We start from the raw sequence: 17,735 nt of genomic DNA, 5'->3' as shown, positions 1-17,735 counted from the left end.
GCCGTGGGAGAACGCCCGGGAAAGTGCCTGGAAACACCAGGGCGGGCCGGATGACCACCCGGGAACGCCCCGCTTCGCCCCCTTGTGCCGAGCGGCGTGAGCGTCTTGGGTGGGACAGATGATCCCGGCCCGGGCCGCCGAAGAGCCCGGACCGGTGGCATGGTGGAATCTCAGGAGGATCCCGACATGTCCGATTCGGTAAGTGGCTGTACCCGGCCACGCACCTCACTGTCCGAAGCCGAGGTCGAGGCTCTCGTCCGCGGCATCTGCTTCAAGACCGGCCCGCCACGACGCCTCGGTGTCGAGGTGGAATGGCTCGTCCACGAGATGCGCGCACCGCAGCTCCCCGTCACACCTGAACGACTCGAAGCGGCCTACGCCGCGCTGCGGACCGTGCCTCTGCGGTCGGCGCTCACCGTGGAACCCGGCGGCCAGCTGGAGCTGAGCTCACCCCCCGCCGCCTCCCTGACGGAAGTCATCACCACCGTCTCCGCCGACCTCGACGCCGTCCGCGCGGTTCTGCGCGAAGGCGGCCTCGCCCTCGTCGGCCTCGGCCAGGACCCCTGGCACGAACCCCGCCGGTTCCTGCGTCAACCGCGCTACGACGCCATGGAGGCGTGCCTGGACCGCACGGGCCCCGCCGGCCGCGCCATGATGTGCACCTCCGCCTCCGTGCAGGTGTGCCTGGACGCCGGCCACGAGGAGCCCGGGCCGCTCGGCCTGGTGCGGCGCTGGTGGCTGGCCCACCACATGGGCGCGGTCCTGGTGGCCGCGTTCGCCAACTCCCCGCTCGCCGCGCACCAGCCGACCGGCTGGCTGTCCACCCGGCAGCTGACGTGGACCCGGATCGGCGCGGGCCGGGCGGGCGGACCGCGGCTGGACGCCGACCCGCGCGGCGCCTGGGCCCGGCACGTGCTGGACTCCCCCGTGATGTGCGTACGGCGGGACGGTGGGCCCTGGGACATCCCCGAAGGCCTCACCTTCCGGGACTGGATCCGCACGGGCACGCCCCGGCCGCCCACCCAGGAGGATCTCGACTACCACGTCACGACGCTGTTCCCGCCGGTCAGGCCGCGCGGCCATCTCGAACTGCGCATGATCGACGCGCAGCCCGGCGACGACGGCTGGATCGTGCCGCTCGCCGTGACGGCGGCGCTGTTCGACGACCCGGAGGCCGCCGAAACCGCCTACCGGGCCGTGAAGCCACTGGCCGAGCGGACGCTGGGACTGCCCGCGCCGCACAACCCGCTGTGGCTCGACGCGGCCCGCGGTGGCCTGGCCGACGCGGAACTGCGCGAGGCGGCCATCACGTGCTTCACGACCGCGCTGGACGCCCTGCCCCGGCTCGGCGCCGCCCCCGAGGTCATCGAGGCCGTCACGGCCTATCTGGACCGCTACGTCGTCCTGGGCCGCTGCCCCGCCGACGACCTGCTCGACCGACAGCGCGGCACGGACGGCCGCGCCCACGGGAAGGACTTCCGCCCATGACCGACACCGATCCCGCCGTCGACGCCCAGGCCGTCGACCCCGAGGTCCTCCGTGAGCGGGCGGTCGCCTCACTCGTCGTGGCCCGCGACCGCACCACCCTGCTGACGAGTTGCGTGGAGGAGCCCGACCTGACCGCGCAGCACTCGCCGCTGATGTCGCCGCTGGTGTGGGACCTCGCGCACATCGGCAACCAGGAGGAGCAGTGGCTGCTGCGGGCCGTAGCCGGGCACGAGGCGATACGGCCCGAGATAGACGGCCTCTACGACGCCTTCGAGCACCCCCGCGCCGAGCGGCCGAAGCTGCCGCTGCTGTCGCCCGCCGAGGCCCGCACCTACGCGGCCGACGTCCGCGGAAGGGCACTGGACGTGCTGGAGCGGCACGCGTTCCACGGGACGCGGCTGACGGAGGCCGGCTTCGCCTTCGGGATGATCGCGCAGCACGAACAGCAGCACGACGAGACGATGCTGATCACCCATCAGCTGCGTACGGGCCCACCGGCCCTGACGGCACCCGACCCGGAGCCGGCGCCGCTGTCCACGGGCCCGTCCGAAGTCCTCGTCCCGGGCGGCCCGTTCACGATGGGCACCTCCGGCGAGCCCTGGGCCCTGGACAACGAACGCCCCGCGCACCGGCGCGAAGTCGCGGCCTTCCACATCGACACCACCCCGGTGACCAACGGCGCCTACCGGGCGTTCATCGAGGACGGCGGCTACGACAACCCGCGGTGGTGGACGGCCGACGGCTGGGCACACATCCGGAAGCACGGCATCGACGCCCCGCTGTTCTGGCGGCGCGACGGACAGCAGTTCCTCAGGCGGCGGTTCGGCGTCACCGAGGTCGTCCCGCCGGACGAGCCCGTGCTGCACGTGAGCTGGTACGAGGCGGACGCCTACGCCCGCTGGGCGGGTCGCCGGCTGCCCACGGAGGCCGAGTGGGAGAAGGCCGCCCGGCACGACCCGGCCGGCGACCGCTCGATGCGCTACCCGTGGGGCGACGCCGACCCGGGGCCCGAGCACGCCAACCTCGGCCAGCGGCACCTGCGCCCGGCACCCGCCGGGAGCTACCCGGCCGGCGAGTCGCCGCTCGGCGTACGGCAGTTGATCGGCGACGTGTGGGAGTGGACGGCGAGCGACTTCCTGCCGTACCCGGGGTTCAAGGCGTTCCCGTACAAGGAGTACTCGGAGGTCTTCTTCGGGCCCGAGTGCAAGGTACTGCGCGGCGGTTCGTTCGCCGTGGACGCGGTGGCCTGCCGGGGCACCTTCCGCAACTGGGACTACCCGATCCGGCGACAGATCTTCTCCGGGTTCCGCACGGCCCGGTCGGAGGACGTCTGATGTGCCGGCATGTGGCGTACGTGGGGCCCAAGGAGCCGCTGGGCCGGATCCTCGTGGACCCCCCGCACGGGTTGTACCGGCAGTCGTGGGCGCCCCGGCACCAGCGGTACGGGACGGTCAACGCCGACGGGTTCGGCGTGGGCTGGTACGCAGAGGGCGACCCGGTGCCGGCCCGCTACCGCCGGGCCGGGCCGATCTGGGCGGACCTGTCGTTCGCCGATCTGGCCCGGGTCGTCAGCTCCCCCGCGCTGCTCGCGGCGGTGCGGGACGCGACTCTGTCGGGCGCGGACGCGGAGGCCGCGGCGGCCCCGTTCGCCGCGGGAACCTGGCTGTTCAGCCACAACGGGGCGGTGAAGGGCTGGCCCGGCTCGCTGGCCTCGCTGTCCCGGACGCTGCCGCACGAGGACCTGCTGTCGCTGGAGGCCCGCAACGACTCCGCGCTCGTGTGGGCGCTGGTGCTGGCGCGGCTGCGGGGCGGCGACGAGGAGGGCCGGGCGATGGCCGACACCGTCCTGGAGGTCGCCGCGGCGGCCCCCGGTTCGCGGCTCAACCTGCTGCTCACCAACGGCGACACCATCACCGCGACCGCCTGGGGCGACGCCCTGTGGTACCTCACCCGGCCCGGCGGCGGCACCGTCGTGGCCTCCGAGCCCTACGACGACGATCCGCACTGGCAGGAGGTCCCCGACCGGACCCTGCTCGCGGCGAGCCGCACCGACGTGCTGCTGACGCCGCTGAAGGAGCCGACCGACGCCACCGAGCCCGCACCCTTCAAGGAGCCCCGTACGTGAGCCCGTTCCACGTCACCCGCACCCTGCCCGAGGACACCACGGGCGCCGCGCTGCGCGCCGACGTCCACCGGGGTCTGACCGGCCGCCCCAAGACCCTGCCGCCGAAGTGGTTCTACGACGCGCACGGCAGCGACCTGTTCGAGAAGATCACGGAACTCCCCGAGTACTACCCCACGCGCGCGGAGCGGGAGATCCTCCTGGCGCGTTCCGGCGAGATCGCCGCGGCGACCGGGGCGCGCACCCTGGTCGAGCTCGGCTCCGGATCCTCGGAGAAGACACGGCATCTGCTCGACGCCCTCGCCGACCTGCACACCTACGTCCCGGTCGACGTCAGCGGGAGCGCCCTCACCCAGGCCGGGCAGGCGCTCGCCGCCGAACGGCCCGGGCTGGACGTGCACGCGCTGATCGCCGACTTCACGGCGGAACTGACCCTGCCGGACACGCCGGGGCCACGGCTGGTGGCGTTCCTGGGCGGCACGATCGGCAATCTGCTGCCCGCCGAACGCGCCGCGTTCCTCACGTCGGTACGTGCCCTGCTCACCCCGGGCGACGCCCTGCTGCTGGGCACGGACCTGGTCAAGGACGAGGACGTGCTGGTCCGGGCGTACGACGACGCGGCCGGGGTGACGGCCGCGTTCAACAAGAACGTCCTGACCGTGATCAACCGCGAGCTGCGCGCCGACTTCGAGCCTGACGCGTTCGACCATGTGGCGCTGTGGAACGCGGAGCGCGAATGGATCGAGATGCGGCTGCGCTCCCGTACGGCGCAGACGGTGAAGGTGCCGGCGCTCGATCTCGTCGTCGACTTCACCGCGGGTGAGGAGATGCGGACCGAGGTGTCGGCGAAGTTCCGGCAGGAGGGCGTGCGCGCCGAACTGTCCGCGGCGGGGCTGGAGCTGGCCCACTGGTGGACGGACGACCCCGGCCGGTTCGCGCTGTCGCTGAGCGTGGCGCGCTGACATCGGGGAACCCGGGGGCGGCGGCGACGGCGGGAGACGACGTCTCGCGCTTCGCCGCCGCTTGGGGCACCGTGGAATGACGCGTGACACTCCCGTCACAGGAACGTCAGGGGAAGAGGAGCAGCGGCATGTCGAACCACACCTACCGGGTCACGGAGATCGTCGGCACCTCACCGGACGGCGTCGACCAGGCCATCCGCAACGGCATCGACCGGGCCTCGCAGACGCTGCACAACCTGGACTGGTTCGAGGTGACGCAGGTGCGCGGCCAGCTCGAGGACGGTCAGATCGCCCATTGGCAGGTGGGGCTCAAGGTGGGCTTCCGTCTCGACGAGTCGGAGTAGTCCTCAGGTCCGCCCTTCGCGCTCCTGCGCGGCCTTCATCTCGGCGGACCGGGTCACCCAGTCGGCCCGTACGACGGTGAAGCCCGCACGACGGGCGTCCGCGCAGACCAGTTCGTCGTCGTCCACGAGGACGCGGACCTCGCGGGTGCGGGCGAGCCGCCGCAGGATCTCCAGCTTGGTGAACCGGGCGGGCCGCCGGTCGGCGTCCCGCCGCATGTACACGCGCCCCTCGGGCAGCCCTTGGGCGGCGAGCCACTCCAGCGTGTCGCGCCGGCAGCGCTCGGGCCGCCCGGTGAGGTAGACGATCTCGCACTCCCCTGCGCGCTCCCGGACCAGCGCGATGCCCTCCGGGACGGGCGGGTCCTGCGGCGCCGCCGAGAAGAATCCGTCCCAGTCCTTCGGGGTGCGCTGGAGGAACTCCTGCCGGTGCGTGGTGTCGGCGAGGGTGTTGTCCAGGTCGAACACGGCCAGCGGGGCCTTGCTGCGGTCGTCACTCACGCCGCTCAGCCTAAGCGCATGTGAGACAGCGCGCGTGAACAAGCCAGGTAAGCGGGTCAATTCACCGTCACAGTTGATGGCTCAAGCACAGCACTGACATACTCCGCTCTCAGCCTCGCCACCACCCGTGGCCGGGGCTCGTCGGGGGTCCCCACAAAGAACCCCGAGGCCGTCCGCGTGAATCCGGACAGCTGGTTATCCGGATTCACGAGCCCCCACAGAGCCCGCACCCCCACCGCGCGTCCGGCACCCCTTCACCCTGCCCGAAAACCGGACGCGTCCACTGACCCGACGGGGTCGAGTGCGGGGCACGATGCAGCGAAGAAGGTGCGCCTGTGCCCGAATATTCACCGCGGCGGGAAGACACTCCCACATTCCCGCTGCCGCACATCGAACAAACTCCGCCGTCTCGCATATCTGACCATCCCGAATTTCACTCTCTGCGTCGCGCGCAGCGCCGGTTCGGCATCCGGGCGACAATCCTGTCCGTCGGTGGATTCCTGCTGTATGTGCTGCTGTCGAGTTTTGTGCCCGCGGTGATGAACCAGCCGCTTTTCGGCCGTCTCACGCTCGGACTGACCCTCGGTCTCGGGCAGTTCGTCGTCATGGGCGTGACCGCGTGGTGCTACGTCCGGCACATGCGCACCCGGGTCGATCCGCTCGCCCGCGGCCTGAGGTCCCGGCTGTACGAGACCGAGAGCCGCCGTGCCCGTGCGGCGGCTCCCGCACAGGGAGCCCAGCAGCCGCTCCAGCACGGGACGAGGGGGTTCCGCACGTGGTGAGCGCCGCCGCCATCGACGACAGCAGCCTGCAGCTGACGTTCGTCCTGTTCCTGACCGTGGTCGTGATCACCCTGTTCACGGCACTGCTGACGGCTCCTCAGCGCGACGAGATCAGCGAGTTCTACCTCGGCGACCGCGCCATGTCCCCGCTGCGCAACGGTCTGGCCATGTGCGGCGACTACCTGTCCGCCGCCACCCTGCTGGGCAGCACCGGGCTGGTCGCGCTGACCGGCTACGACGGGCTGATGTACCTCGGCGGCACCACCGTCGCCTGGATGATGGTGCTGCTGCTGATCGCCGAACCCCTGCACCGCACGGGCACGTTCACGGTGGGCGACACCGTGGCGCTGCGGCTGCCCCGGCAGCAGCGGCCGGTGCGGGTCGCGCTGGCAGTCTGCATCCTGGCCATCGCCACGCTGTACCTGGTGGCCCAACTCGTGGGCAGCGTGGCCCTGCTGACCCAGTTCACCGGTGTGCCGAGCGGCACCACCCGCACCCTGTGTGTCGTCGTGATCGGCGCCTTCGTGATCCTTTACGCCTCCCTCGGCGGCATGCCCGGCGCGACGGTCATCCAGATCATCAAGGCCGTGATGCTGGTGGTGGGCGTGCTGTTCACCGCGGGCTGGGTGCTGCACCACTTCGACTGGAACCCCCACTTGCTGCTGGAGAGGGCGTCCGAACGCAGCGGGTCGGGCCTGAGCTTCCTCCAGCCCGGGCTGCGCTACGGCGGCACCGTCAGCAACAAGCTGGACTTCCTCAGCCTCGAACTGGCCATCGTCCTCGGCCTCGCCGCCCTCCCGCACGTGTTGATGCGGCTGCTCACCCCGCGCAACAGCGGCGTCCTGCGTTCTTCGGTGCTGTGGGCCGTCGGCCTGGTCGGCGCGGTCTGTTTCGGGGCCGGCATCATGGGGCTCGGCGCCACCGCGCTGCTCGGCCGGGACACCATCGAGAGCACCGACCGCACCGGCAACGCCTCCGTGCTGCTGCTCGCCCACGAGCTGGGCGGCAGCGTCCTCACCGCGCTGCTGACCTGTCTGGCGTATCTGACGCTGCTCGCCGTGGCGGTCGGTCTCACCCTGGCCGCGGCCTCCTCCCTCGCGCACGACCTGTACAGCGAGGTGATCCGCAAGGGCCGGGCGAGCGAGACGGAGGAGCTGACCGTCGCCCGGCTGTCCGGGGCCGTCATCGGCGTCCTCGGCATCCTGCTGGCCCTGATCGCCTGGGGCGCGAACACCGCGACGCTCGCGTTCCTGGCCTTCGCCATCGCGGCGTCCGCGATCCTGCCGACGATCATCTACACCCTGTTCTGGCGGCGATTCAGCGCGAAGGGCGCCCTGCTCAGCCTCTACGGCGGGCTGCTCTGCTCCGTCCTACTGGCGGCCTTCTCCCCCGTCGTCTCCTCCGCCCCGGGCTCGTTCTACCCCGAGGTCGACTTCGCCTGGTTCCCGCTCCAGAACCCCGGCATCGTCTCGATCCCCGCGGGCTTCCTGCTGGGCTGGCTCGGCACGGTGCTGGACAAGGGCCCGGCCGAAGAGCCTGCCGCCCACGAGGAGTTCGAGGTGCGGATGCTGGTGGGCGCCGACGACTGAGACACCTTCGAGGGACCGCGGCGGCCGGGCACCGGGACGCTCATTGTTAATGGGATCCATTTTCATGTAGCGTCCTCGGTGCCCGACCCCCCGAGGAGGAGTCCCATGGCTGTCCCGAAGCGGAAGATGTCCCGCAGCAACACCCGCCACCGCCGCGCCCAGTGGAAGGCGGCCACCCCGACGCTGGTCCCCGTCACCGTCGACGGCGTCCGTCACCTCGTCCCGCAGAACCTGGTCAGGGCCTACGAGCGCGGTCTGCTACGCCCCGACGGCTGAGTGCGCCGCCCCGGCGAGGAAGTGCGCCCGGACCCGGCGCAACCAGTCCTCGACCGGCGCCTCGTCGGGTTCGTCCGGCAGCACCGTGGGACCTTCGTCGAAGGCCGCCTCGTAGTGCCGGAGCAGGGGCAGGGCGACCGACGGATCGGCGGCGACGCGCTCGCCGAAGGCGTGGTACTCGTCCGGGTCCTCGACACGGATCGTCAACCGCCCGGTGGCGTACAGCTCCAGGCCCTGCCCGCACAGCCGTTTGAGATGCCGGGCGTGCTTCGCGGTCCGCTTGCGGGTGTCGGCGGAGAACGAACCGTCGCCGCGTGCCTCCAGTCGCCGGAACTGCTGCGTGGCGTACCCGAGGTAGGCGTCCCTGACCCGCTCGGCGCACAGGAACGCCGTACGGATGCCGATGAGCTCGTCGCCGAGCGGGGTGCGCACCTCGTACAGGTCGTCCGGGAGCCACACCAGCTCCATCGCGGTCGGATTGCCGCCCAGGGCCAGCCGGCACCACTTGGCCGCCTCGTGCAGGGTGCGGTCCGGTGCCGTGCTGACGTGGGACTCCTTCGGGCGGCGCAGACCGTGCAGTTCCTCGGTGGGCACGGCGAACAGACCGAGGCGGTCGATGTCCGAGCCCGGGCGGGCGAGACCGTAGGCGGTCGATCCGACGATGCCGGAGAGCAGGACATTGGGGACGGTCACGGTCGGCCGCCTTTCGCTTCTGGAGACCGGCCCATTGTCCTGACGTGCCAGGACGCGGTCACCCGGTTTTCCCGCGCGTGGTCCCGCTGCCGCCGCGGCGGAATACCTGCGGCCCCGTCCGGCGTAGAACCAGGTATGGATCCCGTGCGCCTGTCCGTCCTCGACCGCTCCCGCACCCGCGAGGGGCACACCCACCCCGAGGCGCTGCGCGACACCGTGCGGCTGGCGCGGGAGCTGGAGCGGCTCGGCTACCACCGCGTCTGGGTCTCCGAGCACCACGGCGTGCCCGGGGTCGCCGGTTCCGCGCCGACCGTGCTGGCCGCCGCCGTCGCGGGCGCGACCAGGACGATCCGGGTCGGGACCGGCGGGGTGATGCTGCCCAACCACCGGCCACTGGTCGTGGCCGAGCAGTTCGGCGTCCTGGAGTCGCTGTTCCCCGGGCGGATCGACATGGGTCTGGGCCGGTCCGTCGGCTTCACGGACGGAGTGCGCCGCGCTCTCGGCCGCGACAAGGGCGACGCCGAGGACTTCGAAGGCCAGCTCGCGGAGCTGCTCGGCTGGTTCCGGGGCACCTCCCCCACCGGCGTGCACGCCCGCCCCGCCGAGGGCCTGACCGTGCCGCCGTTCGTCCTGGCCATGGGCGAGGGCGCCGGCATCGCCGCCCGCGCGGGCCTGCCCATGGTGATCGGCGACCTCAGGAACCGGGACAAGATGCGGCACGGCATCGACCACTACCGCGAGCGGTTCCGCCCCTCCGTCTGGACCCCCGAGCCCTACGTCGTCGTCTCGGGCACCATCGCCGTGGCCGGCACCCCCGAGGAGGCCCGGCGGCTGCTGATCCCCGAGGCCTGGTCCATGGCGCACTCCCGCACCCGCGGCACCTTCCCGCCGCTGCCGCCCGCCGAGCGCGTGGAGGCACTCACCATGACCGGCAAGGAGCGCGACTTCTACGAGTCCGGCCTGACCGGCCACATCGCCGGCACCGAGGAGCAGGTCGCGCACGAGCTGGAGACGCTGCTGAAGGAGACCGGCGCCCAGGAGGTCCTCGTAACGACCAGCACGTACGACCGCGAAGCCCTGCTGGACTCCCACCGGCGGCTGGCCGCGATCACCTCCGGATAGATCCGGTTAGAGTCGTCTTCCATGCGCGACCGCGACCCCCATGACCCGTACGTCCGTGTCCGCGGAGCCCGTGAGCACAACCTCCGGGGCGTCGACGTCGACATCCCCCGGGACGTGCTGGCCGTTTTCACCGGCGTGTCCGGCTCGGGGAAGTCTTCGCTGGCGTTCGGCACGATCTACGCGGAGGCGCAGCGGCGCTACTTCGAGTCGGTCGCGCCGTACGCGCGCCGGCTGATCCACCAGGTCGGCGCGCCGAAGGTCGGGGAGATCACCGGCCTGCCCCCGGCCGTCTCGCTCCAGCAGCGCCGCGCGGCGCCCACCTCCCGCTCCTCCGTCGGCACCGTCACCAACCTCTCGAACTCCCTGCGGATGCTGTTCTCCCGGGCCGGCACCTACCCGCCCGGCGCCGAGCGGCTCGACTCCGACGCCTTCTCGCCGAACACGGCGGTGGGGGCGTGCCCGGAGTGCCACGGTCTGGGGCAGGTGCACCGTACGAGTGAGGAGCTCATGGTCCCCGACCCGTCGCTGTCGATCCGCGACGGGGCGATCGCCGCGTGGCCGGGAGCCTGGCAGGGCAAGAACCTGCGGGACATCCTCGACGCGCTCGGCCACGACGTGGACCGGCCCTGGCGGGACCTGCCCGCCGGCGAGCGGGAGTGGATCCTGTTCACGGACGAGCAGCCGGTGGTGACGGTGCACCCGGTGCGGGACGCCGACCGCATCCAACGGCCCTACCAGGGCACGTACATGAGCGCCCACCGGTACGTGATGAAGACGTTCTCGGACTCCAAGAGCCCGACCCTGCGGGCCAAGGCCGAGCGGTTCCTCACCAGTGCGCCCTGCCCGGCGTGCGGCGGCAGCCGGCTGCGCCCCGAGGCCCTGGCCGTGACGTTCGGCGGCCGGACCATCGCCGAGCTGGCGGCACTGCCGCTGGTGGAACTGGCCGACGGTCTCGACGGGACCTCGGAGGCCGCCCGGGTCCTCACCGACGACCTGCGGTCCCGCATCGCGCCGGTCCTGGAGCTGGGGCTCGGCTACCTCAGTCTCAACCGGCCCACCCCCACCCTCTCCGCCGGCGAACTGCAGCGCCTGCGCCTCGCCACCCAGCTGCGCTCCGGCCTCTTCGGCGTCGTCTACGTCCTCGACGAGCCGTCGGCCGGACTGCACCCGGCGGACACCGAGGCGCTGCTCACGGTGCTGGAGCGGCTGAAGACGTCCGGGAACTCGGTGTTCGTGGTGGAGCACCACCTCGACGTCATGCGCGGTGCCGACTGGCTGGTCGACGTGGGTCCGGACGCCGGCGAGCACGGCGGGCGGGTGCTGCACAGCGGCCCGGTGGCCGAGCTGGCCGGTGTCGAGGAGTCGGCGACGGCCCGCTATCTGTTCGACCGCTCCCCCGCCCCGGCCCGGGACGTGCGCGAGGCGACCGGGTGGCTCAAGACCGGCCCGATCTCGCGGCACAACCTGCGTGGGGTGACGGCTGAGTTCCCGCTCGGCGTGTTCACCGCGGTGACCGGCGTGTCGGGCTCGGGCAAGTCCACGCTCATCGGCGAGATCACGGAGGACTCGGCGGGGGTGGGCCGGCTGGTCTCGGTCGACCAGAGGCCGATCGGCCGCACACCGCGCTCCAACCTCGCCACCTACACGGGCCTCTTCGACGTCGTGCGCAAGGTGTTCGCGGCCACCGAGGGAGCGCGTGAACGCGGTTTCGGCGTCGGGCGGTTCTCCTTCAACGTGGCGGGCGGGCGCTGCGAGACCTGCCAGGGCGAGGGATTCGTCAGCGTGGAGCTGCTGTTCCTGCCCAGCACGTACGCGCCCTGCCCGGACTGCGGCGGAGCGCGCTACAACCCGGAGACGCTGGAGGTGACGTACCGGGGGCGGAACATCGCGCAGGTGCTGGATCTGACGGTTCAGAGCGCGGCGGAGTTCTTCGCGGACACCCCGGCCGTGGCCCGCAGCCTCTCCACGCTGCTCGACGTCGGTCTGGGCTATCTCCGCCTCGGCCAGCCCGCGACGGAGCTCTCCGGCGGCGAGGCCCAGCGCATCAAGCTGGCGAGCGAACTGCAGCGCGGCCGGCGCGGCCACACGCTGTACCTCCTCGACGAGCCCACGACCGGTCTCCACCCGGCCGACGTGGACGTCCTGTTGCGCCAGTTGCACGGCCTCGTCGACGCCGGGCACACCGTGATCGTCGTCGAGCACGACATGTCCGTCGTCGCCCGCGCGGACTGGGTGATCGACCTGGGCCCGGGCGGCGGCGACGCGGGCGGACGCATCGTGGCGGCGGGTCCGCCGGCGGATGTCGCGCGCTCGGTGGAGAGCCGGACGGCGCCGTATCTGGCGCGCACCCTCAGCGGTTCCCGCTGAGCCCCTACGCGACGAGCACCGTGTGCGTCCAGGCCGGCGCGGCCGTCTCCGGCTGCTGTGCCGCGCGGGCGAGGGCGCGGCGGTCGGGGCTGCCGCCCGGGGGGACGGGGTCGCGGACCTCGACCTCCGCGATCAGGCCGCGGGTCGTCGCCACCCGCCACAGGGAGGCGAGCAGCGTGTCCTCGCCGACGTACGCGGGGGCCGTGGTGGCCGTGCCGCCGCTGAGCCGGTAGCCGATGCGCACCGGCTGGACCGGCACCTCCGCGTCCAGCGCGGCCTGGAAGACGGCCCGGCGGAAGGTGCCCTGCGCCCGGCCGCACCAGGTGCTGCCCTCGGGGAAGGCCGCGACCGCGGCGCCCTCGCGCAGCGCACCGGCGATCCGGGCGACCGTCTCCGGCAGAGCCCGCAGCCGGTCCCGGTCGATGAACAGGGTGCCGCCGCGCGCGGCCAGCGCGCCGGCGACCGGCCAGTGCCGTATCTCCGTCTTGGCCAGCATCCGGGCGGGGCGGACGGCGGCGAGCAGGGGGACGTCCAGCCAGGAGATGTGGTTGGCGACCAGCAGCAGTCCGCCGGTGGGAGCGGCGGCACCGGTGATACGGACACGGACACCGGCGGCCCGCACGATCCACCGGCACCAGCGCCGGACCAGGGACGGCGGGATCCGGGCGCCGAAGGGCGTCAGCGCGATCCCCGCGAGGAGGAGCAGCAGGACCGCGCCGAGCCGCAGCACGGCACGCGGCACGGCCCGCGCCCGCACGGCCGCCGACGCCTCGACACAGGCACGCGGCGTGCAGGGCGCGGTGGGCAGCCAGGCGCTCATCAGGCCGGGACGAGGGAGAGGAAGTGCCGCAGGTAGCGCGCGTTGACGCGGCTCATCGGCAGCAGCACGTACAGGTCGGCGACGCCGAAGTCCGGGTCGTGGGCCGGCGCGCCGCACACCCAGGCACCGAGGCGCAGGTAGCCGCGCAGCAGGGCGGGCAGTTCGACGCGGGCGGCCGGCGCGGGGCCGGGCGTCCACGGCAGCAGCGGCCGCACCCGGAACTCCTGCGGCGCGAGGTGCTTGTCGCTGACCCGGTCCCAGGTGGCGGACGCGAGGGTGCCGCCGTCGGCGAGCGGGACGGAGCAGCAGCCGGCGAGCCACTCGTGGCCGCGGTCGACCATGTAGCGGGCGATGCCGGCCCAGATGAGGCTGATGACGGCCCCGTCGCGGTGGTCGGGGTGCACACAGGAGCGGCCGACCTCGACGAGCTGCGGCCGGATCCCGTCGAGCGCGGTGAGGTCGAACTCGCCCTCGGAGTACAGCCGCCCGGCGACCGCCGCGCGCTCCGGCGGCAGCAGCCGGTAGGTGCCGACGACCTGGCCGGTCGTCTCCTCCCGGACGAGCAGGTGGTCGCAGTACGCGTCGAAGGAGTCGACGTCGAGGCCGGGCTGCGGGCCGGCCAGCAGGGCGCCCATCTCCCCGGCGAAGACGTCGTGCCGCAGCCGCTGGGCGGCACGCACGTCCTCCTCGTCGCGGGCGAGGGTGACGGTGTAGCGGGTGGGGGCCGTGGGCTGCGCGGGGCGGTCGACGGTCAGTACGCCGGTCATGGCACTCTCCTGGTCACGGGCCGGTCGGTGAGGCGGGGCGGGGCGCTGAGTGGTGGCGTGCGAACCTCCGCCTCTGTTCTCCCGATACCGACTGACCTGCGCGTGTCATGTGCAGAGAGAACGGGTGTGGGGTTGTTGAACGGCTCGCGCCCCCGTGCCCCGGCCGGTTTCACGACCGCGGCCCGGATGGCCTAGCTGTGCACGCGTGCACCGGCTCCTGCGGTGAGAGTGGGCTGCATGACAGAACCCGGAGGCGACGGGCGACGCGGTGGCTCGGCCCCGCCCACCAAGCGCAGGCGCACCGTGCGCGGTGCCGGTGAGGCCGCCCGGCGCGCCGCCGAGGCGCTGACGGAGCTGATCAGCCACCGCCTCGAAGGGGTGTCCGCGGTGCGCCCGGGCGAGGACGACGGCTGGGTCGTCGACGTCGACGTGCTCGAACTGGCCCGCATCCCCGACACCACCAGCCTGCTCGCGACGTATCAGGTGGAACTGGACTCGTCGGGCGAACTGGTGCAGTACCGCCGGATCGCGCGCTTCCGGCGCGGCGCCCAGGACCAGTGACCGGACCGCCGCACCCGCCGACCGGAAGGACCGCCGCATGACCGTCTACAGCGATGAGATCGTCTGTTCGCCTCGCGCCGGAACGCTCTACGACGTGCTGGAGCTGATTCTCGACCGCGGCATGGTGATCGACGTCTTCGTGCGCGTCTCGCTGGTCGGGATCGAGATCCTCAAGGTCGACGCGCGCATCGTGGTCGCCAGCGTCGACACCTACCTGCGCTTCGCGGAGGCGTGCAACCGCCTGGACCTCGAGAACGACACGCGTTCCAAGACCGTGCCCGAGCTGTTCGGCGGGCCGGTCTCCAAGGCCGTCGGCAAGGCGGGCGCCAAGCGCGCCGCCGGTTCCCTGACCGACAAGGTGCGCGACGCCCTCACCCCGGACGACGACACCGAGGACGACGTGGTAGACGACGAGGCCGACGCCCGCACCGAACGCGCCCGGCCCGCGCGCAAGCGCCGCAGTGACGACGACCGCCCGCGGCCCCGGCGCCGCAAGGCCGAGGAGGAATGACCGTGACGGCCACCGCCGCCCTCACCACCGCCGGCACGCTCGGCACCCTGTACGTGTACGGCATCGCCCCCGCGGGCGTCCGGACCCCGCGGGCGTCCGGGGTGGACGGTGCGGCGGTGCGGCTGCTGACCGAGGACGGGCTGTGCGCGGCCGTCTCGGACGCCCCGGCGTCCGTCCGGGCGCGACGACGAGACCTGATGGCCCATCAGGCGGTGCTCGGCGAACTCGCCGCGCAGGGCCCCGTCCTGCCCATGCGGTTCGCCGTCCTGACCCCCGACGCGGAGTCGCTGCGCGGGCAACTACGAACCGAACGGGCCCACTTGGCGGCACAGCTCGACGTGGTACGGGGCTGCGTCGAGATGAACGTGAAGGGTGCCGTCGTGCACGGGTACTTCGCCGACCTCGTGCGCCGGGACGACGCCCTGCGCGCGCTCGCCCGCCAGACCCGGCACCGCCCCGGCTACGAGGCGAACGTGCGGCTGGGCGAGGCACTCGCCAAGGCCGTCGCGCGCGAATCCCGGGGCGCGGCTCGGGAGGTGCTCGCCCGCCTGGCTCCGCTCGCCGTGCGCACGGCGCCGGGTCCGGTCGACGACGAGCAGGTGCTGAGCACGTCGTTTCTGGTACGGTCCGCCGACGAACAGCGCTTCCGGCAGGCCGTGGCCGCGCAGGCGCGCGAGGTCGGGGACCGGCTGGCGCTCAGCGTGACCGGTCCGCTGCCGTGCTACAGCTTCGTCGACGCGCCGTCCGCCACCGCGGGCCGGTGACCCGGTGGGACTCGTGACCGGGCTCCTGCTGCTGCCGCTCGCCCCGGTGCGCGGCACGCTCTGGGTCGCCGACCACCTGCTCCAGGAGGCCGAACGCCAGGCCGGCGATCCGCGTGCGGTGCAGGCACGCCTGGCGGCACTCAACCGGGCCCTGGAGGAGGGCGCCATCGACGAGGCGGCCTTCGAGGAAGAGGAGGAGCGGTTGCTCGCCCGCCTCGACAGCCCGGTCCGGTACACAGGACATCGCGGGGGCGCTTCGTGACCGACCTCGGCACCTGGCCCGCGGGCCCCGGAGTACAGCCGGCCGGGCCGCCCTCCGGCAGCCTCGCGGACCTCCTCGAACGCGTCCTGGACAAGGGCATCGTCATCGCGGGCGACATCAAGATCGACCTGCTCGACATCGAGTTGCTCACCATCCGTCTGCGCCTGTTCATCGCCTCGGTCGAGACCGCCAAGAAGGCGGGCATCGACTGGTGGGAGACGGACCCGGCGCTGTCCTCGCGCGCCGCGCGCGACGCGCTCACCGAGGAGAACGCGCGGCTGCGTGCGCGTCTCGAGGCCCTGGAGGACGCCGATGCCGACACCTCCGAGGTGACCCGATGAGCACGCTGCCGGCCGACCGGGTGTCCGCGACCGCACCGCAGGTGCCGTGCCCCACCGTCACCTGCGTGTTCGCCGTGACGGACACGCCTGTGCCGGACGAGGCGGTGTCGGCGACACCGGGCCATGACGGCGGCGGTCCGCTGCGGGTCCTGGCCGCGGGGCCGCTGCACCTGATCGTGCAGGACGTTCCCGCGGCGGCCTTCGGCGAGGAGGCGCTCGCGGAGCGGCTGAACCGGCCGGACGAGCTGGAGCGCTGCGCCCGCGCCCACCACCGGGGCGTGGAGACGGCCGCGAGCGCGGGTCCCGTCGTTCCCCTGCCGATGGCGACGCTGTACCTGGACGACCACAACGCGGTGCGGGCCGTCACCACCCGGGCCGCGTCCCTGCGCACCCTGCTGGACCGGCTGCGCCACCGCACCGAGTGGGCGGTGAAGGTGCACGGCCCCGGAATCGCGCGCGCGTCCGGCGGCACCGAGGACGGCCCCGCCGACGGGCGGTCCTACCTGCGCCGGGTGAGCGAGCGGCGGCGCACCGAGCGCGAGGAGCGCGAGCGGGCCCTGGCGCAGGCCCACGCCGTCGACCGGGAGCTGCGGCGCTACGCCGTCGCCGCGACGCGGCACCGGCCGCAGAGCGAGCAGCTGACCGGCCGGAGTGTCCCGCAACTGCTCAACGCGGCCTATCTGGTCGACGACGGCCGGCGCGCCGAGTTCGTCCGGGCCGTCGGCGAACTGGCCCGCGACGCCCACCGCTTCGCCGTGGAGGTCACCCTGTCCGGGCCCTGGATCCCGTACTCCTTCGCCCGCTCGGACGAGGCGGAGCGCGACGCGCACGAGGAGGTCGGCGCATGACGGTACCCGTCCCCGGCGGTGCCGACCGCACGGCGGTTCCCTGGGACGGCCCGGAGCCGTACGCGCCCGTCGGGGTGCCGCTCGTCGACCTGCTCGACCGGGTGCTGGCGACGGGCGTCGTGGTCAGCGGTGACCTGGTGCTGGCCATCGCCGACGTGCCGTTGGTGCGGATCTCCCTGCACGCCCTGCTGGCGTCGGTCAGCGACCGGGTCCCCGCGCCCTGGTCGGACAGCGGGCCGCTGTGACCGCGCCGCGCACCCACGCGCTGGACCTCGATCCCGAGCGCGTCACGAACGATCTGGCGGCCCTGGTGCTGACCGTGGTGGAACTCCTGCGGCAGCTCATGGAACGCCAGGCGGTGCGCCGTTTCGACGAGGGCACGCTCAGCGCCGAGCAGGAGGACCGGCTCGGCACCGCGCTGATGCTGCTGGACGAGCGCATGGACGAGCTGTGCGCACAGCACGGGCTGCGGCGCAGCGACCTCAACCTGGACCTCGGCCCGCTGGGGCCCTTGCTGGCCGACCCCCGCCCGTGACGCGCGCATCGCGAGACGGGGCCGGGGATGAGCACCACTCCCGGCCCCGCCCGTCCGCACCGACCGGCGAACGTTCACTGCGC

Annotated in this window: 22 protein-coding genes; 18 read left to right on the top strand and 4 right to left on the bottom strand. The window is 73.0% G+C overall.

Translation table 11 applies throughout. The features are described from left to right. Window positions 1–186: 186 nt before the first annotated feature. From egtA to QOL88_RS35230, 5 genes are all read left to right on the top strand, one after another. Window positions 187–1,488 (top strand): ergothioneine biosynthesis glutamate--cysteine ligase EgtA, encoded by a 1,302-nt coding sequence (egtA, locus tag QOL88_RS35250; protein ID WP_097222280.1) that lies wholly within the window; start codon window positions 187–189, stop codon window positions 1,486–1,488. Beyond that, on the top strand, window positions 1,485–2,822 hold the full coding sequence (gene egtB, locus QOL88_RS35245) for an ergothioneine biosynthesis protein EgtB (protein ID WP_097222279.1): 1,338 nt from the start codon (window positions 1,485–1,487) through the stop codon (window positions 2,820–2,822). The genes egtA and egtB overlap by 4 nt, the downstream gene beginning before the upstream one ends. Then, window positions 2,822–3,613, top strand: coding sequence for an ergothioneine biosynthesis protein EgtC (gene egtC, locus QOL88_RS35240; protein WP_097222278.1), 792 nt, complete (start codon window positions 2,822–2,824; stop codon window positions 3,611–3,613). The genes egtB and egtC overlap by 1 nt, the downstream gene beginning before the upstream one ends. Continuing rightward, the gene (gene egtD / locus QOL88_RS35235) at window positions 3,610–4,572 is read left to right on the top strand and encodes an L-histidine N(alpha)-methyltransferase (protein WP_097222277.1); all 963 of its coding nucleotides are present in this window, start codon (window positions 3,610–3,612) and stop codon (window positions 4,570–4,572) included. The genes egtC and egtD overlap by 4 nt, the downstream gene beginning before the upstream one ends. Window positions 4,573–4,700: 128 nt before the next feature. After that, the gene (locus tag QOL88_RS35230; RefSeq protein WP_097222276.1) at window positions 4,701–4,916 is read left to right on the top strand and encodes a dodecin; all 216 of its coding nucleotides are present in this window, start codon (window positions 4,701–4,703) and stop codon (window positions 4,914–4,916) included. Between the two features lie 3 nt (window positions 4,917–4,919). Here QOL88_RS35230 and QOL88_RS35225 read toward each other — a convergent pair whose 3' ends face one another. After that, a complete protein-coding gene (locus QOL88_RS35225) occupies window positions 4,920–5,414 on the bottom strand; it encodes a phosphatase domain-containing protein (RefSeq protein ID WP_097222275.1) in 495 nt (164 codons plus the stop codon). Window positions 5,415–5,749: 335 nt separating this feature from the next. Between QOL88_RS35225 and QOL88_RS35220 the strand changes: the two genes are divergently transcribed. From QOL88_RS35220 to rpmF, 3 genes are all read left to right on the top strand, one after another. Then, a complete protein-coding gene (locus QOL88_RS35220) occupies window positions 5,750–6,196 on the top strand; it encodes a DUF485 domain-containing protein (RefSeq protein ID WP_097222274.1) in 447 nt (148 codons plus the stop codon). Further along, window positions 6,190–7,785, top strand: a complete 1,596-nt coding sequence (locus QOL88_RS35215) for a sodium/solute symporter (protein ID WP_097222273.1) — start codon at window positions 6,190–6,192, stop codon at window positions 7,783–7,785. Before QOL88_RS35220 ends, QOL88_RS35215 begins: the two co-directional genes overlap by 7 nt. Before the next feature lie 105 nt (window positions 7,786–7,890). Next, on the top strand, window positions 7,891–8,061 hold the full coding sequence (gene rpmF / locus QOL88_RS35210; protein WP_031108795.1) for a 50S ribosomal protein L32: 171 nt from the start codon (window positions 7,891–7,893) through the stop codon (window positions 8,059–8,061). Here the strand turns inward: rpmF and QOL88_RS35205 are convergent. After that, complete coding sequence (locus tag QOL88_RS35205; protein WP_257027975.1) at window positions 8,044–8,754, bottom strand: nucleotidyltransferase domain-containing protein; 711 nt, start codon at window positions 8,752–8,754, stop codon at window positions 8,044–8,046. The genes rpmF and QOL88_RS35205 overlap by 18 nt on opposite strands. A gap of 135 nt (window positions 8,755–8,889) precedes the next feature. Between QOL88_RS35205 and QOL88_RS35200 the strand changes: the two genes are divergently transcribed. Together QOL88_RS35200 and QOL88_RS35195 are read left to right on the top strand one after the other, a co-directional pair. Then, window positions 8,890–9,876 carry an LLM class flavin-dependent oxidoreductase gene (locus tag QOL88_RS35200; RefSeq protein ID WP_097222272.1) on the top strand — a complete coding sequence of 329 codons (987 nt, stop codon included), beginning with the start codon at window positions 8,890–8,892 and terminating at the stop codon, window positions 9,874–9,876. 21 nt (window positions 9,877–9,897) lie between these two features. Then, the gene (locus tag QOL88_RS35195; protein ID WP_097222271.1) at window positions 9,898–12,243 is read left to right on the top strand and encodes an ATP-binding cassette domain-containing protein; all 2,346 of its coding nucleotides are present in this window, start codon (window positions 9,898–9,900) and stop codon (window positions 12,241–12,243) included. Between the two features lie 4 nt (window positions 12,244–12,247). Here QOL88_RS35195 and QOL88_RS35190 read toward each other — a convergent pair whose 3' ends face one another. Further along, entirely contained in the window at window positions 12,248–13,063 is an 816-nt protein-coding gene (locus tag QOL88_RS35190; protein WP_097222270.1) for a lysophospholipid acyltransferase family protein, read from the bottom strand. Next, complete coding sequence (locus QOL88_RS35185; protein ID WP_097222269.1) at window positions 13,063–13,830, bottom strand: GNAT family N-acetyltransferase; 768 nt, start codon at window positions 13,828–13,830, stop codon at window positions 13,063–13,065. The genes QOL88_RS35190 and QOL88_RS35185 overlap by 1 nt, the downstream gene beginning before the upstream one ends. A gap of 237 nt (window positions 13,831–14,067) precedes the next feature. Here QOL88_RS35185 and gvpO point away from each other — a divergent pair, with 237 nt between their 5' ends. The 8 genes from gvpO to QOL88_RS35145 are packed head-to-tail and all read left to right on the top strand — an operon-like array spanning window position 14,068 to window position 17,652. Then, the gene (gene gvpO / locus QOL88_RS35180; RefSeq protein ID WP_097222268.1) at window positions 14,068–14,391 is read left to right on the top strand and encodes a gas vesicle protein GvpO; all 324 of its coding nucleotides are present in this window, start codon (window positions 14,068–14,070) and stop codon (window positions 14,389–14,391) included. Window positions 14,392–14,428: 37 nt separating this feature from the next. Further along, window positions 14,429–14,902, top strand: a complete 474-nt coding sequence (locus QOL88_RS35175; protein WP_097222267.1) for a gas vesicle structural protein GvpA — start codon at window positions 14,429–14,431, stop codon at window positions 14,900–14,902. Continuing rightward, a complete protein-coding gene (locus tag QOL88_RS35170) occupies window positions 14,899–15,666 on the top strand; it encodes a GvpL/GvpF family gas vesicle protein (RefSeq protein WP_097222266.1) in 768 nt (255 codons plus the stop codon). The genes QOL88_RS35175 and QOL88_RS35170 overlap by 4 nt, the downstream gene beginning before the upstream one ends. A gap of 4 nt (window positions 15,667–15,670) precedes the next feature. Beyond that, window positions 15,671–15,928, top strand: coding sequence for a gas vesicle protein GvpG (locus QOL88_RS35165; protein WP_097222265.1), 258 nt, complete (start codon window positions 15,671–15,673; stop codon window positions 15,926–15,928). Further along, the gene (locus tag QOL88_RS35160; RefSeq protein WP_097222264.1) at window positions 15,925–16,269 is read left to right on the top strand and encodes a gas vesicle protein; all 345 of its coding nucleotides are present in this window, start codon (window positions 15,925–15,927) and stop codon (window positions 16,267–16,269) included. The genes QOL88_RS35165 and QOL88_RS35160 overlap by 4 nt, the downstream gene beginning before the upstream one ends. Next, complete coding sequence (locus QOL88_RS35155) at window positions 16,266–17,117, top strand: GvpL/GvpF family gas vesicle protein (protein WP_097222263.1); 852 nt, start codon at window positions 16,266–16,268, stop codon at window positions 17,115–17,117. Before QOL88_RS35160 ends, QOL88_RS35155 begins: the two co-directional genes overlap by 4 nt. Continuing rightward, on the top strand, window positions 17,114–17,362 hold the full coding sequence (locus tag QOL88_RS35150) for a gas vesicle protein (protein ID WP_031109229.1): 249 nt from the start codon (window positions 17,114–17,116) through the stop codon (window positions 17,360–17,362). The genes QOL88_RS35155 and QOL88_RS35150 overlap by 4 nt, the downstream gene beginning before the upstream one ends. Then, window positions 17,359–17,652 (top strand): gas vesicle protein K, encoded by a 294-nt coding sequence (locus tag QOL88_RS35145; protein WP_097222262.1) that lies wholly within the window; start codon window positions 17,359–17,361, stop codon window positions 17,650–17,652. Before QOL88_RS35150 ends, QOL88_RS35145 begins: the two co-directional genes overlap by 4 nt. Window positions 17,653–17,735: the final 83 nt, after the last annotated feature.

The sequence above is a fragment of the Streptomyces sp. Ag82_O1-12 genome (genome assembly GCF_900182715.1).
Taxonomy (GTDB): Bacteria; Actinomycetota; Actinomycetes; order Streptomycetales; family Streptomycetaceae; genus Streptomyces; species Streptomyces massasporeus.
Note: the sequence above shows the minus strand (reverse complement) of the source record. Positions and strands in the feature narration are given on the sequence as shown.

What these genes read in the sequence shown, in the direction of transcription:
- egtA (WP_097222280.1), top strand. Translation starts at nt 187, where the DNA reads ATGTCCGATTCGGTAAGTGGCTGTACCCGGCCACGCACCTCACTGTCC.
- egtB (WP_097222279.1), top strand. Translation starts at nt 1,485, where the DNA reads ATGACCGACACCGATCCCGCCGTCGACGCCCAGGCCGTCGACCCCGAG.
- egtC (WP_097222278.1), top strand. Translation starts at nt 2,822, where the DNA reads ATGTGCCGGCATGTGGCGTACGTGGGGCCCAAGGAGCCGCTGGGCCGG.
- QOL88_RS35230 (WP_097222276.1), top strand. Translation starts at nt 4,701, where the DNA reads ATGTCGAACCACACCTACCGGGTCACGGAGATCGTCGGCACCTCACCG.
- rpmF (WP_031108795.1), top strand. Translation starts at nt 7,891, where the DNA reads ATGGCTGTCCCGAAGCGGAAGATGTCCCGCAGCAACACCCGCCACCGC.
- QOL88_RS35200 (WP_097222272.1), top strand. Translation starts at nt 8,890, where the DNA reads ATGGATCCCGTGCGCCTGTCCGTCCTCGACCGCTCCCGCACCCGCGAG.
- QOL88_RS35195 (WP_097222271.1), top strand. Translation starts at nt 9,898, where the DNA reads ATGCGCGACCGCGACCCCCATGACCCGTACGTCCGTGTCCGCGGAGCC.
- QOL88_RS35190 (WP_097222270.1), bottom strand. Translation starts at nt 13,063, where the DNA reads ATGAGCGCCTGGCTGCCCACCGCGCCCTGCACGCCGCGTGCCTGTGTC.
- QOL88_RS35185 (WP_097222269.1), bottom strand. Translation starts at nt 13,830, where the DNA reads ATGACCGGCGTACTGACCGTCGACCGCCCCGCGCAGCCCACGGCCCCC.
- gvpO (WP_097222268.1), top strand. Translation starts at nt 14,068, where the DNA reads ATGACAGAACCCGGAGGCGACGGGCGACGCGGTGGCTCGGCCCCGCCC.
- QOL88_RS35175 (WP_097222267.1), top strand. Translation starts at nt 14,429, where the DNA reads ATGACCGTCTACAGCGATGAGATCGTCTGTTCGCCTCGCGCCGGAACG.
- QOL88_RS35170 (WP_097222266.1), top strand. Translation starts at nt 14,899, where the DNA reads ATGACCGTGACGGCCACCGCCGCCCTCACCACCGCCGGCACGCTCGGC.
- QOL88_RS35155 (WP_097222263.1), top strand. Translation starts at nt 16,266, where the DNA reads ATGAGCACGCTGCCGGCCGACCGGGTGTCCGCGACCGCACCGCAGGTG.
- QOL88_RS35150 (WP_031109229.1), top strand. Translation starts at nt 17,114, where the DNA reads ATGACGGTACCCGTCCCCGGCGGTGCCGACCGCACGGCGGTTCCCTGG.